The following is a 13,268-nucleotide window of genomic DNA, read 5'->3' as shown; positions in this document are numbered from 1 at the left end:
AGTGTTAAATGCGGTTGACGCTTTGGCAAGGCCGCTGGTCTACTTCCTGCCATGACCGCCATCACCGCAATACCCGCGCTGGACACCGCCGCCACCACCACCGTCGTCGAGTCGATCGCCGACCGGGTCGCCGCGAACTACGTCTTCCCCGATGTCGCCCGCGGCCTGGCGGACCTGCTGCGGCGCCGCAGCGCCGAGGGCGCCTACCCGGCCGGAACCGCCGAGGACCTGGCCGCGGCGGTCACCACCGATCTGCGGTCCGTCAACGGTGACCTCCACCTGGCTCTCAAGTACCACGCGGAGCCGGTGCCGGCGCACCAGGGCGGCGCGGCTCTCGCCGCGATGCGCCGGAAGTTCGACGACTCCCTGGGCGGCGTCCCCCGCGTGGAACTTCTCGACGGCGGCGTCGCGCTCCTGGAGCTCACGCCGCACATCTTCCCGCTGGACTGGGCGGCGCAGCCGCTGACCGCGGCGCTCTCCCTGGTGGCCCCGGCCCGCGCCCTGATCATCGACCTGCGCCGCAACCTCGGTGGCGACCCCGACACGGTCGCGTTCATCTGCGGCTACCTGATCGACGGCCGCACCCATCTCCACACCCTGCTCTCGCGCCAGGGCGAGGTGGCCGAGCAGTTCTGGACGCCCTCCGTCGTACCGGGCGCCCGCTTCGGCGGCAGCAAGCCGGTCTACGTGCTCACCAGCGGGGACACGTTCTCCGCGGGCGAGGAACTCGCGTACGACCTGCAGCAGCTGAAGCGCGCCGAGGTCGTCGGCGAGACCACCCGCGGCGGCGCCCACCCGCGCGAGGGCTGGACGGTGCACCCGCACCTGGAGCTCGCCGTGCCGGTCGCCCGCGCCGTCAACGCCGTCTCGGGCACCAACTGGGAGGGGACGGGCGTGCGCCCCGACGTCCCGTGCGACGCGGGGGACGCGCTCGACCGCGCGCTGGCCCTGGCCACGGCCCGCCTGGCCTAGCCAGTCCCGGTCCGGGGCGGGCCGGCGGGTCATGTGACCGCGTGACCACGTGACCACATGGCTGCGTGATCAGGTGGGGCACCGCACGTGCCGGAATCCGGTTTGACCTTCGACCCGGTCGGCTGGTCGGTTCCCCCGCCCGATCGGGTCCGCTGACGGTCCCGCGGAACGGCCGGAGCGTGCCGGGCCGTGCCGGGCCGTGCCGGGACGGGACGGGGCGGATGTCCGGAGCGCGCGGAGGCCGGCCTCACCGACGGGCGTCCTCGGCAGTTCCGCCCGTCCCGTCGGCCTTGCGGGCGTGCAGGACGGCGGCGCCCAGCGGCAGGGACGAGTGGTCCACCAGGCGGAGGCCGGCGTCGGCCAGCAGGCGGGCGTAGTGGTCGGCGCGGCGTTCGCGTCCGCCGGTGTTGCACATCATGTGGAGGTCCCATGCCGTCGCCAGGGAGGTCGAGCCGTCCTCGGGCAGCAGGCGTTCGATGACGAGCAGGTCGGCGTGGGCGGGCATGGCGCGGGCGCAGTGGCGCAGGATCTTGCGGCAGCGCGCGTCGTCCCAGTCGTGCAGCACCCGGGACAGGAGGTAGACGTCCCCGCCCGGCGGGACGTCCGCGAAGTCGCCGCTGCGGTAGGTGCAGCGCTCGCCGCAGCCCGCCGCGTCGAGCAGCCGGCGCGCCGCGTCCACGGCGTGCGGGCGCTCCAGCAGGACGCCCCGCACGCGCGGGTGCGCGGCCAGGATGCGTCCCAGGAGCTCGCCGTTGCCGCCGGCGACGTCGACGACGGTGGCCGGGTGCCGTGCTCCGTTCGCGGCGACGAGGACCGGGTGGCCGGGGACCGGCTCGAACATCCGCGAGCTCGCGGCCATCGACCGGTCGAACAGCTCGGCGAGCTCCGGGTCCCGGGCGAAGTGCTCGAAGTGGTTCTCGCCGAAGAGGTGGTCGAAGCCGGCCTCGCCGGTGCGCACGGTGTGGCCGAGGGCGCCGAAGGAGCGGTAGAACGGGCCGCCGTACATCAGGGCCAGCGGCCGCATCGAGCCGGGGGCGTCGGTGCGCAGCAGGGCACCGAGCTCGGTGAGCCGGAAACCGTCCCCCTCCCGGGCCGTCACGCCCACCATCGCGAGGTAGCGCAGGAGGGTCGCGAGGCTGCGCGGGTGGGCTCCGACCGTACGGGCCAGCGTCTGCGGGCCCGCCGGGGTGCGGGTGTCCAGGGCATCGGGCAGCCGGAGTTGCGCGCAGACCGCCAGGGCCTGGGTGGTCCACGCCCCGGTCAGCAGCTGCAGGAGCGCTTCGGCCGTCCGGTCCGCGCCCGCGTGTCCGGCCGCCGTCCGCCCGGCTTTCGTGCCTTCCGCGGCCGTGTCTTCCGCGCCCGTGCCGTGCGTTCCCGCACCGTGCGTTCCCGCACCGTCCGCGCCCGCACCGTCCGCGCCCGTGCTGTCCGCGCCGAGGTGGGCGGCGAGCACGGTCGGGTGGTCGCCCCGCGCGTGGAGTTCCACCCGCCGGTACCCGGCCGTGGCGTGGGCGGGGGTGGCGAAGTAGAGGACCGTGCCGTCCTCGTGCGGGTTGTACCCGCCGCCGTCCGGTGCGGCGCCGTACCGGGCCAGCAGCGAGCAGAGGCCGCTCAGTACCAGCGGGTCCGGGCGGGCGACCTCGAAGGCGACGTGCGCCTCGTGCCGGTGGGCGCGTTCGTGCGCGGCGATCGCGGCCAGGTCCGAGCCCGGCGGCACGGTCAGTGCGAACACCTCGACCGTGCGCTGCTCCCGGTGCGGCCCGGGCACCGGCGGGCGCACGATCCTGACGTCGAGTTCGGCCTCGCCGCGCCCGTGCCGGCGGGCCAGGCGCTGCCGTACGACGGTGCTCGGGTACGCGGGGGTGTCCGGGGCCAGCCCGCAGGCGGCCAGGTGGGCATGCAGCGTCGCCTCGTCCGGCGGGAAGACGAGCAGTGCGGCGTGCGCGAAACGGCAGTGGTCCGCCAGCGCCCGCAGCTCCGGGCCGGCGAGGCCGGGCAGCAGGAGACGGAGCAGGGTGGCGGTGTCCTGTTCCTCGACGAACGCGGCGGCCTCGCGCAGGCGGGCGGCGTCGTCGGGGGGCGTCGGCGTCATCGGCGGGGTTGCCGTCGTCAGGGGTGCTGCCGTCGTCAGGGGGGTTGCCGTCATCGGGGGGCGTCCTACTTCCGGTGGTCGGGTCCCGGCGGTTCGGACCGCGGTGCCGGGGGAGGGGCAGGGGGAGGAACGGGTGAGGGTCAGACGCCGACGTAGTTCTCGGCGAACCAGTCCTGGTGGGCGCGCGAGGTGCGCAGGGATTCCAGGCGCGAGCACCGCATGGATTCGTGGAAGAACGATTCGGCGTCCGAGCCGGAGCCCGGGCCGGTGTCCGCGCCGCAGTCGGTGTGCAGCAGCCGGACCATCCAGTGCGAGAACTCCTGCGCGCGCCAGATGTGGGCCAGGCACCGCCGGGAGTAGTCGTCGAGCGCCGCGGCGTCGCCGTGCGCGAGGTCGTCGACCAGGGCCAGGGCGAGGAGTTCGGCTTCCAGCACCGCGAGGTTGGCGCCCTTCGCGGCGGAGGGGCTGATCAGGCTCGCGGCGTCGCCGGCCAGCAGGAGCGAGCCGTGGCGCAGCGGCTCGACGACGTCGGAGCGCAGGTCGACGACGGTGCGCTGGAGGATCCTGCCGCGGCGCAGCGGACCGTGGTCGGCGGAGCGCATCCGCAGGTCGAGTTCGTCCCAGACGCGTTCCTCGCTCCAGGCGTCGGCCGGGGTGCCGCGCCCGCACTGCAGGTAGTAGCGGGTGACCTCCGGCGTACGGGCCATGTGCCCGGCGAAGCCCCGCCGGTGGGTCGCGTAGCCGACGGTGTCCAGGCTCGGGGGCGCCTCGGCGAGCAGCCCGAGCCAGCTGATGCCGTGGTCGCGGTGGTGGCGCAGCGCGCCCGGGGGCAGCGAGCGCCGGGCCGCGCCGTGGCGCCCGTCGCACCCGGCGACGTACCGGGCCTGCCACCGGGTGGTGCGGCCCTGCGCGTCGCGGGCGTCGACCGTGGGCCGGCGGCCGTCGGCGTCCTGTACGGCGAGGGCCTCGGTCCCGAACCGGATCCGCCCGCCCGCGTCCAGGTAGTGCGCCAGCAGGTCGGTGACCAGGTCCTGCTGGGGGTAGACGGTGTGGTGCTCGCGGCGGCCGAGCCGGTCGTAGTCCAGCCGGAAGCCGCCGGTGTCGGTGCGGAACTCGCAGGCGCCGTGCGCGCGGCCGTGCCGCAGCAGGCCGTCGGCCAGGCCGTGGCGCTCCAGCGTGCGGACGGTGTGCGGGGCGAGGAAGCCGGCCCGGGCCCGGACCTGCAGGGCCGCCCGTTCGGCCCGTTCGAGGACGACGCAGTCGATCCCGTGTGCGAGGAGGATGTTTCCGAGGGTCAGCCCGGCAGGCCCCGCGCCGAGGACGACGACGTCGGCGGACTCCCGTTCCGTTGAGGTGTTCTGACGTTCAGTCACAGAAAGTGGATGGTAGTTGTCGGGAGATACACAAGAGCGCCGAAATCACCCGTACCGGTTATTAGCATGACTATCCGGGGCGTCTTTGGGTTCGCATGGCGCTACGAGGGGACGACGCCCGCCGCGTCCGCATGCCGTCCCCCGGACGGGTGACGACCGGGGGCGGTCGGCGGGTGCGGCTCGTTGAAGGGGCATGGCGAGCGGGACGGACGGCGGCGGGGCCCAGGGGCCGGTGGTGTGGGCGTTGGTCGTGCGCCACGTGGCGCAGGGGCCTCCGGTCGCGGAGCTGATCGTGCAGGTCGGAGCGGACCTCCACACCGAGCTGGTGGAGGCCGCGGTCGACAGCGGCTTCGTGGTCGCCGCCGGTGAGCCGCCGGAGACGACCGGGGCCATCGAGGTCGCCGACGGCCGGGTGGCGCGGCTGGTACTGGTCGGCGGCCGCCAGGGGTGGGAGCCCGGCTCACGGGTCGAGGTGTCGCCCCGCTGGCTGGCGGCCGCCGAGGAACGGGGCGAGGCCGTGGTCGTCATCGTGCCGCCGCCGACCCGCTCGGCCGGGTCGGTCGGGTCGGCGGGGTCGGCGGGGTCGGATGAGCCTGGCGAGCCCGTCGAGTCGGATCCCGAGGCGCGTGTCGACGCCTTCACCCGGTGGCTCGAAGCACACCGGGCGGCGGGCCGGGTGCTGCACGGGGCGGTACCGGTACGGGGCGGGTGGTGAGCACCACAGCTCGTGAACGCCGCCGAAGCGCGCGGCGGGGTTCGGCCACCCACTGGTGGCCGGGGGAGAAGTGCTCACTGCACCTCGTCGGCCGGTCGACCGCCCCGGGCGGGATCGGGCGGCCTCGGGGTCTTCTTTCCCGGGAGTGAATGGAGTTGAATGACCATCAGATCGATCGACACGGGTGTTGTCTCCGATGATGGGGGAGTCGCCGAGCATGCTGGTGGAGGCGTTGAGCGCACTGGCCGCGGCCGGGGGCGCAGGGATCGTCCAGGCCGCCGGTACGGACGTGTGGACGGCCGTCCGGGAACAGACCGCCCGGCTGCTGGGCCGGGGCAGGGCGCAGGACGAGCAGGCCGTCCGGGAACGCCTCGATCGGACCAGGCAGACCCTGGAGGCGGCCGAGCCGCAGGAGCGAGCTGCGGTGGCCGGGCGGCAGGAGGCCTCCTGGCAGACCCGGCTGGAGGACTTCCTGGACGGGCTGGACCCGGCCGAGCAGGCCGAGGCCGCGGAGCGGCTGCGCGCACTGGTGGCGCTCGCGACGGACACGGCGGACGCCACCGGCGGCGCCGTTCGGGTCCGGGCCGACAACAGCGGGGTGACCGCCGGAGGGGACGTCAGCAACCAGGGCGGCGCGATCGGCCGCGACTTCAGCGGCCCGGTCACGATCGGCGGTACCGAGCGCCCTACCCCGCCGGGGGCGGCCCCGCGCTGACCGCCCCCGGAGTCGCTCACGACACCGCCGGCTCGCAGGCCGGCTCGTACGTCGGCCTGCAATCTGCCCCGCACGCCGGCGTGCACAGCCGCAACGACCTCGTCAACTCCGGTGGTGTGGTGGCCGGAAGCATGCGCGACGTCCACGTCCACGGCACCTCGACCACCGCCCCCGCCTGGCCGGTGCAGATCGGCGCCGTGCCCGCGCCCGCGGACTGCTACCTCCACCGCCCGCCCCTGGACGGCGCCCTGCGCACGGGCGGTGCCGTGGTCCTGAGCGGCCCGGCCGGCACCGGCAAGACCCAGGCCGCCGCCCACCACGCCCACGCGGCGCTGCGGGCGGGCACCGTGGACCTCGTCCTGTGGATCGACGCGTCGAGCCGCGCCGCCGTCCTGGACGGCTACGCCCGGGCCGCCGTACGCCTCGGGCCGCTCGCCGCAACCGCCGGCGTGCCGGACCTGCTCGCCTGGCTGAACACCACGGACCGCCGCTGGCTGCTGGTCCTCGACGGCCTGGCCGCGTACGACGACCTCGCCGGCCTGTGGCCGAACCCGGCCCCCGGGGACGCCCTGGTGGCGACCACACGGAGCACCGACCCACGGCTGCGCACCCTGTGGCGCCGGGTGGTCCCGGTGCGCGACTTCGCCGACTGGGAAGCCCTCGGGTACCTGGCCGACCGCCTCGCCGTCCACGGGCTCGGCGCGCCGGAGACCGAGCTGACCGCCGTCGCCGCGGCCGCCGGGGGGCGGCCGGTCGAACTGTGCGCCGCCGCCGACCGGCTGATCGCCGCAGGCACCGGGCCGTCGCCGTACCCGCACGGCCTGCGCCGGGGGACGGTCCGGCTGCGCCGGCCGGTGGACTGCCCGCTGTGCGGCGCGCCGCTCGGAACGGGCTTCGACCTGCGGTACGCCCCGGAGGACGGAGCGTGGGCGCGGTGGATCGAGTCCGTCCTGGTCAGGGCGGGTCTCGCGCTGATGCGCGACGGCTCCCCGGAACGCACGATCGTGCTGCTCTCGCCCGCCTACCTGCGCTCGCCGCTGTCCCGTGCCCTGGACGAGCAGGCCCTGCTGACGGTACGCATCGACGGTGCCGTGCCACCGCCGACCTCGCACCCGCCGGCCCCACATCCGAAGGGCTCGCCCGTCGCCCCGGCCGCCGGGGTCCCCACCACCGCTCCCGCCGTCGCCCTGACCGGCCTCTCCGCCGAGCAGGCCGCCGACTCGCTGCGCACCGCGCTCGGCGGCACGCCCCGCGTACCCGACCTCACCGGCCTGCGCTACCCCGGCTCGGGCCCGGCTCACTTCAAGGCGCCGCCCAGGCATCCCTCGTTCACCGGTCGGGGCGCGGTCCTGGCGCACCTGCACCGGCAGTTGGGCGGCGGCCTGGCGGCAGTGCTGCCGACCTCCCGGACCCTCTACGGCCTCGGCGGGATCGGCAAGACGCAGATCGCGCTGGAGTACGCGCACCGGTTCAAGACGCAGTACGACCTGGTCTGGTGGATCGACGCCGAACAGCCCGAGCTGATCCGCCCCGCGCTCGCCGACGTCGCGCGCGAACTGGGACTCCAGGTCGGCGACTCGGTTGCCGAGGCCGCCGACGCGGCGCTCGCCGCACTGCGGCGCGGCGCCCCGGCGGCCAGCTGGCTGCTGGTCTTCGACAACGCCGAGGAACCCGCCGACATCCTCCCGTTCCTGCCCGGCGGCCCCGGCCACATCCTGGTCACCTCCCGCAACCCGGAGTGGAGCCGGGTCGCCGAGGCCCTGGCCGTGAACGTCTTCACCCGCGAGGAGAGCACCGAGCACCTGTGCCGCCGGGTCCCGGGCCTGACCGCACAGCAGGCCGACGCGGTGGCCGAGGAGCTCGGCGACCTCCCACTGGCGGTCGAGGTCGCCGCCGCCTGGCTGGACACCACCGCGATGCCCGTCGACACGTACCTGGCCCAACTGCGCAACGCCACCGTCCAGGTGCTCTCGATGGGCCGTCCCGCGGACTACCCCGCCTCACTGGCCGCCGCCTGGAACGTCTCGACCCCCCGCCTGCGTGCCCACGCCCCGGGGGCGACCCGCCTGCTGCAACTGTGCGCGCACTTCGCCCCGGAGCCCATCGCCATGCGGCTCCTCTACAGCGACCCGATGATCGGCGCACTCGCCCGGCACGATCCACGCCCTGACGGTTCGCTCCCTGACGGCCCACGCCCCGACGGACCGCTCGCGCTCGCCGAAGCGATCCGCGCGATCGGCCGGTACTCCCTGGCCCGGGTCGACACCGGCCGGGGGACGGTCCAGCTCCACCGGCTCGTCCAGGCCGTGGTCCGCGACGGGATGACCGAGGAGGAGCGGCGCACCGCCGCCCACGACGTCCACCTCGTCCTCGCCAGTGCGCGGCCCGCCCGCGGCGGCGTCGACGACCCCGCCAACTGGCCCGCCTTCGACGACATCTGGCCTCACCTGGGCGCCTGCTCCACGTACGACTGCGACGACCCCGAGCCGCGGGAGCTGCTCATCGACCGGGTGCGCTACCTGTGGAAACGCGGCGAACTGCAGCGCGCCGACGACCTCAGCGGCACCCTCATCCCGCGCTGGACCGCGAAACTCGGTGCGGACCACCCGCAGACCCTGCTGCTGCGCTTCCAACAGGCCAACGTCCTGCGGTCCCAGGGCCGGTACCGCGAAGCGTACGCGCTGGACGAGTCCGTGCTGGAACGACAGCGGGCCGTCCTCGGCGAACACCACCCGCACACCCTGACGACCGCCGGATCGCTGGGCGCCGACCACCGGGTGCTCGGCCGCTTCCACGTCGCCCTCACGCTCGACCACGACACCTACGCCCGCTCACGGACCCTGTTCGGCGCCGACAATCCGCGCACCCTCACCATGGGCCACAACCTCGCCATCGGCCACCGGCTCGTCGGGGACAGCCAGGCCGCCCGCGATCTGGACCGGGAGACTCTGGACCGACGCACCAAAGTCCTCGGCCCACGCCACCCGTACACCCTCACCAGCAAGTTCTGCCTCGCCCGCGACCTGCGCGACCTCGGCGAGTTCCGGGCCTCGATCGACCTACTGGCCGAGGTCGTCGCCGACCTCGGCACCGTCCTCGACCCCGACCTCCCCGAGAACCTGCGCGCCGCCACCTCGCTCGCCGTCTCCCTCCGCAGGGCCGGCCGACTGCGCGAGGCCCATGCGATCAACGCCGCCACCCACGAGCGCTTCGCGCAACGATACGGCGAGGACTCCCCGGACGCCCTGGTCTGCGCCGTCAACCTGGCCGCCGACCACAGCGCCGCCGGGGACGACGACCTCGCCAGGGCGCTCACCGTCCGCCTCCACGCCGCGCACCGGCGTCTGTTCGGCTCCGACCACCCCTTCACCCTCGCCTGCGCCGCCAACCTCGCCCTCTACCTGCGCACCAGCGGCGACGCAGCCGCGGCCGTCGCCCACGGCGAGGCGGTGGTCGGGGCGCTGGCCGAACGCCTGGGCCCGCGGCACCCCTTCACCCTCAAGGCGACGATCAACCTCGCCAACGCCCACACCGACGCAGGCCACCACACCGCCGCCCTGCCCCTGCTCCGACAGGCCCTGGACGACCTGCGCACCAGCCACGGCGAACAGCACCCGGACACCCTCGCCTGCACCGCCGACCTCGCCCGCACCCTGCGCGCCCTCGACCACCCCGCCGAAGCGACCGACCTCCACACCACGGCCCTCGTCGCCCTCACCCACCACCTGGGCGCCGACCACCCCGACACCCGCAGAGCCCGCGACCGGCAGCCCATCGACCGTGACCTCGAAACCCAACCCGTGTGACCCGTCCACCGAACCAGGAACGGGCGCGCCGATCCGGCGGCAGGCGCGGACGATCCGTCAGGATGGGTCGACGTGGAGCAGCTGACGCGCGACCCGCGCTTCGCCGAACTGACCATCCTCGTGGTGGACTTCGAGGCGCTCACCCCCGCCGGGCGGCCGGCCGAGCCGGTCGAGGTCGCGGCCCTCGCGCTGCGCCCCGTCGCCGGCCGGCTCGTCGAGGCGGGGCGGTTCGAGGCGCTGATCCGCCCACCCGCCGACGTCCTCGTCACCGCGTCGGTCGTAGGGCCGACCGGCATCACCGAGAAGCTGCTCGCCCATGCGGCCCCGGCCGCCGAGGTGATGGCCCGCCTGGACGCCCACCTGACCGCGCCGCCGTACCGGATCGTGGCCCACCACGCCGCCACGGAGGCCGGGCTGATCGCCCACCAGGCCGTGCACTGCCCGGTCCTGGCCGGCACCCGGCTCCTGGACACGATCCGCCTCGCCAAGGCCGTCCTGCCGGGGCTCGGCTCCTACCGGCTGGACGCCCTGCTCGGCCACTACGGCATCCCCAGGCCCGCCGGCCGTCACCGGGCGATGCCGGACGTCGAGGTCACCGCCCGGCTTCTGGTCCGGCTGCTGGCCGACGGGTGTGCGGCCGGCCGGTGGCACACCCTCCTCGACCTGGACGCGGCGGCCGGCCTGCCACCCAAGCGGCTCGCCGCCCCGCCGGCGACGGAGCAGGACGCCCTGTTCTGAGCCGGCCGTGAATCGTGAATGGGGTGGCGGACCTGCCGCGACATTCGAGATCATCCGGTCATGTTCGATGGCGTGGCAGGAGAGGACCTTCCGGTCGGCTTCGGGTTCCGGCCGTATCGTGGCGACGAAGACCACGGCGCCATGGCCGCGGTGCGGCTGGGGTGTGTCGAACGGGACCGGGTCGATGTCCGTTCGGTGGTGGAAGGGCTCCCGACAGCGGCCGAGATCGCCCAGGCTTCTGCCAGGCTGGAGGAGCCGTCCAAGAACCAGATCCTGGTCGTGTTCGACGGGAGCCTTGTCGGCTACTCGACGATCCGGTGGTGGCAGGAGCGGGACGACACCTGGCTGTACCTGCACCGCGGCTACCTCGTGCCCGAGCACCGCGGCCGGGGCATCGGCTCGGCCATGCTGAGCTGGGCCGAGGAGCGGATCCGCCGGCTCGTCGAAGAGCATGGAACGGCGCGAACGGCAGTGATCGGCGCGAATGCCGCGGCTTCCGAGCAGGATGCCACGGCGCTGCTGCTCGCAGCCGGTTACCGGCGTGTCTTCAGCCTGGTCGAGCTGGAGCTGGGCGATCTTCGGCAGTTGCCCGAGCGGGGCGGCGAACTGCCGGCCGGGATACGGACGGGACCGATCAGGGCAAGCCACTACCGTGCAGCCTGGAGGACGGTCGTCGACTCCTATGCGGACAACGGTTTCACTCGGAAATGGCCTTTCCAGGACTTCGTCGACACAGCCGACCCGGCATGCTGGAGGGCCGCCTGGAACGGGCAGGACATGGTCGGCGTCGCCCTCTGCTCCATCCGCCGCCACGACCACACCGTGGGCGAGGTCGAAGAGCTGAGTGTCCGGACGGACCAGCGGCGCCTCGGAATCGGCCGGGTCCTGCTGCTGGAGGGGCTGCGGAGCCTTCGCGAGCAAGGTGCGACGACCGCCCGGCTGTTCACGGGCACGACGAATCCGTACCGGTCGTACGACCTCTACGAGAGTGTGGGGTTCCGGCGGCAGAACGAATTCGTCCGCTACCGCAAGCCGCTTGCCTGATAGACCGGCCATCGGGCCGTCCGTGCGGCCGCAGCCACCGGTGTCGCCACTGGAGCCCACGGGTCGGGCGGGCGGAGGCAACGGCGGTGAGGCGGGACGACCCCGGCCGGACCCGTCGGGTGACGGGCCCGGCCGGGGGCGGGATCGGGGTCGTCCGGACCGGGGTCAGGCGCCCGCGTCGGGGGTGACGAGGTGTTCGGCGAGGAACCAGACCTGGGTCTCGCCGGTGCGGATGACCTGGGAGACCAGGAGGTCCTGGGTGCCGTCGTCGCCGAGCCCGGCCGTGCGGGTGGCGGCGTCGCGGGTGTCGGCGAGGATGGTCTCGTGCGCGTCGAGGAGCCGCGAGAGCATCGAGTGCACGTTCTCGATGCCGTCCGGCGGGCGCGGGACGCCGGTGATCAGGGCGGCGTGCCGGGGGTCGCCGACGGCGACGCCGCCGAGGCTCTGCACCCGTTCGGCGAGCGCGTCGACCAGCTCCAGCTGCTCCTGGGCGTGCTTGTCGAAGAGCAGGTGCAGCTGGTACGCGGTCGGCCCGCGCATGCCCCAGTGGCACTTCTTGTAGAGCGCGTACAGGAACTGGGTGTCCGCGAGGACGCGGTTGAGCCGCTGGCACGAGTACTGGCGGGCGTCGTGGGAGAGGGCGATCGGCAGCTGGGTGACGGTGCCGAACTCCTGGATCTCGGGGCCGTGCTGGTGGAGGTGTGGCTGGCTGGTCATGGTGTTCCTGGATTCCTCGGGGTGAAGGGGTGAAGGGGTGAAGGGGAGGGCGGGGCGGCCGGCAGGTCAGCCGGTCACGGTCCGGACGGCCTCGCGGATCACGTCGACGACCCGCTCGGGGTGGGCGAGCATCACCAGGTGCGAGGAGTCGACCTCGACGGCGGTCGCGCCGGCCCGGTGGTAGCCGAACCGCTGGACGTCGGGGTTGATGGTCCGGTCGGCCGTGGCGACGATCCCCCAGGACGGCTTGGTCCTCCACGCGACGGTCGGCGCGGCCTCGCCGAACGCGGCGGCGGCGAGCGGCCGTTGCGAGACGGCGAGGACCCGGGTCAGCTCAGGGTCGACGTCGGCGGCGAAGATCGCCGGGAGGCGGTCGACCTCCACCGAGACGTCGGTGCCCTCGCCGTCCCCGCCCTCCGTCGGGAAGGGGCTGTACACCAGCGCGGAGGCGAGCTCGGAGTCGGGGAAGCCGCCCTGCAGCTCGCCCAGGCTCTCCCCCTCCTGCAGCGCGTAGCCCGCCAGGTACACCAGCGCCCGCACGTTCTCCTCGGCGCCCGCCACGGTGATCACGGCGCCGCCGTAGGAGTGGCCGACCAGCACGACCGGCCCGGGGATCCGCCGGACCACCGAGGCGATGTAGGCGGAGTCGCCGACCAGACTGCGGTTCGGCACGGCCGGCGCCACCACGTTCAGCCCGTCGGCCAGCAGCTGCGGGATGACCCGGGCGAAGCTGGAGGCATCGGCGAAGGCGCCGTGCACGAGCACGACGGTGGGAGTGTCAGGGGTCGTCATTACTGTCGAGTCCTCGGATTCTCTGAAGCCCTGCAAAGCCCGGTGAAGCGCTTCACGGAGCGCTCCGTGAAGCACGACGAAGCGCTACGAAGCTCTACGGGTGTGGGCACCATCCGGGAGACCGGAGCGGTGCGCGAAAACGGCATCAGACTAGGAAGGCGCGGGCCCGGCGCCTGTTCCGACGGCGCACCGTGTCCAGCCGGTGGGCGCACCCGACGTAGCCGGTGGGCGCATCCGACGTGGCGGCATCGACCGTACGGTGCACGGATCGTCACGTCCCGGTGCACGGCCCGGACACCTCCAC

At 74.3% G+C, this 13,268-nt stretch carries 10 protein-coding genes; 6 read left to right on the top strand and 4 right to left on the bottom strand.

Annotated elements, in window-relative coordinates:
- The first annotated feature begins 51 nt into the window (after positions 1-51).
- Positions 52-972 carry a S41 family peptidase gene (locus ABTY56_RS06435; RefSeq protein WP_350627144.1) on the top strand — a complete coding sequence of 307 codons (921 nt, stop codon included), beginning with the start codon at positions 52-54 and terminating at the stop codon, positions 970-972.
- 247 nt (positions 973-1,219) lie between these two features.
- On the opposite strand, the gene ABTY56_RS06430 is transcribed toward ABTY56_RS06435, so the two are convergent.
- Positions 1,220-3,118, bottom strand: coding sequence for a methyltransferase (locus ABTY56_RS06430; protein ID WP_350627142.1), 1,899 nt, complete (start codon positions 3,116-3,118; stop codon positions 1,220-1,222).
- Between the two features lie 86 nt (positions 3,119-3,204).
- The gene (locus ABTY56_RS06425; RefSeq protein ID WP_350627140.1) at positions 3,205-4,437 is read right to left on the bottom strand and encodes a 4-hydroxybenzoate 3-monooxygenase; all 1,233 of its coding nucleotides are present in this window, start codon (positions 4,435-4,437) and stop codon (positions 3,205-3,207) included.
- A gap of 193 nt (positions 4,438-4,630) precedes the next feature.
- On the opposite strand from ABTY56_RS06425, the gene ABTY56_RS06420 reads away from it, so the two are divergent.
- The 5 genes from ABTY56_RS06420 (at position 4,631) to ABTY56_RS06400 (ending at position 11,455) form a co-directional block, all read left to right on the top strand.
- Positions 4,631-5,152 carry a hypothetical protein gene (locus ABTY56_RS06420; protein ID WP_350627138.1) on the top strand — a complete coding sequence of 174 codons (522 nt, stop codon included), beginning with the start codon at positions 4,631-4,633 and terminating at the stop codon, positions 5,150-5,152.
- 199 nt (positions 5,153-5,351) lie between these two features.
- Entirely contained in the window at positions 5,352-5,867 is a 516-nt protein-coding gene (locus ABTY56_RS06415; RefSeq protein WP_350627136.1) for a hypothetical protein, read from the top strand.
- A gap of 80 nt (positions 5,868-5,947) precedes the next feature.
- On the top strand, positions 5,948-9,673 hold the full coding sequence (gene fxsT / locus ABTY56_RS06410) for an FxSxx-COOH system tetratricopeptide repeat protein (RefSeq protein WP_350627135.1): 3,726 nt from the start codon (positions 5,948-5,950) through the stop codon (positions 9,671-9,673).
- A 72-nt stretch (positions 9,674-9,745) separates the two neighbouring features.
- A complete protein-coding gene (locus ABTY56_RS06405) occupies positions 9,746-10,411 on the top strand; it encodes a 3'-5' exonuclease (RefSeq protein ID WP_350627133.1) in 666 nt (221 codons plus the stop codon).
- Between the two features lie 60 nt (positions 10,412-10,471).
- Positions 10,472-11,455, top strand: a complete 984-nt coding sequence (locus ABTY56_RS06400; protein ID WP_350627131.1) for a GNAT family N-acetyltransferase — start codon at positions 10,472-10,474, stop codon at positions 11,453-11,455.
- Between the two features lie 165 nt (positions 11,456-11,620).
- Here the strand turns inward: ABTY56_RS06400 and ABTY56_RS06395 are convergent, their stop codons facing one another.
- Both ABTY56_RS06395 and ABTY56_RS06390 read right to left on the bottom strand, forming a co-directional pair.
- A complete protein-coding gene (locus tag ABTY56_RS06395; RefSeq protein WP_350627129.1) occupies positions 11,621-12,172 on the bottom strand; it encodes a Dps family protein in 552 nt (183 codons plus the stop codon).
- 66 nt (positions 12,173-12,238) lie between these two features.
- Positions 12,239-12,964: an alpha/beta fold hydrolase gene (locus ABTY56_RS06390; protein WP_350627127.1), complete on the bottom strand. Its 726-nt coding sequence runs from the start codon at positions 12,962-12,964 to the stop codon at positions 12,239-12,241.
- Positions 12,965-13,268: the final 304 nt, after the last annotated feature.

The organism is Kitasatospora sp. NPDC097691, from assembly GCF_040302665.1.
Lineage (GTDB): Bacteria > Actinomycetota > Actinomycetes > Streptomycetales > Streptomycetaceae > Kitasatospora.
Note: the sequence above shows the minus strand (reverse complement) of the source record. Positions and strands in the feature narration are given on the sequence as shown.